Annotated in this window: 1 protein-coding gene; it reads left to right on the top strand. The window is 51.4% G+C overall.

What is annotated here, in order from left to right:
• The coding region (locus PORUE0001_RS01510; protein ID WP_007364691.1) for a transposase at positions 1–494 on the top strand (494 nt) is incomplete at its 5' end.
• Positions 495–516 lie beyond the last annotated feature (22 nt).

The raw sequence follows: 516 nt of genomic DNA, 5'->3' as shown, positions 1-516 counted from the left end.
AGAAGGCCATCGACCTCTTGACCAAAAGCATCAAAGAGTGCGAGCGCCGAATGCTTGAAATCATCAAGGAAGACGAGGAGATGTACCGCCACTACCTGCACCTCATTTCCTGCAAAGGCGTGGGTCTCGTCACCTCGGTCATGCTGATCGTTTTTACCGACAATTTCAAGGGTTGGAGTGCCAAGAAGATGGCTAGCTACTGCGGTATAGCGCCCTTCTACGAGAGCTCTGGGAGCTCAGTCTTTCACAAATCCAACACAGGAGGCTACAGTAACCGACGGCTAAAAGGAATCTTGACCCAAGCAGCCCGAAGTGCCATAACTCATAACCCAACATTTAAACAGTACTACCAACGCATGAAAGCTCAAGGCAAGCCCTACGGGGTCATCCTCAACAACGTCAACAATAAGCTCCTACACATCCTCTTCTCGCTGGTGGCTCACGACTGCGACTTCGAGCTAGACCACGAAGCGAAGAGAGCCCTACGAGCCTAGTCCAAGGAAGGAAAATCTCCGC

The sequence above is a fragment of the Porphyromonas uenonis 60-3 genome (assembly GCF_000174775.1).
Classification (GTDB): domain Bacteria; phylum Bacteroidota; class Bacteroidia; order Bacteroidales; family Porphyromonadaceae; genus Porphyromonas; species Porphyromonas uenonis_A.
Note: the sequence above shows the minus strand (reverse complement) of the source record. Positions and strands in the feature narration are given on the sequence as shown.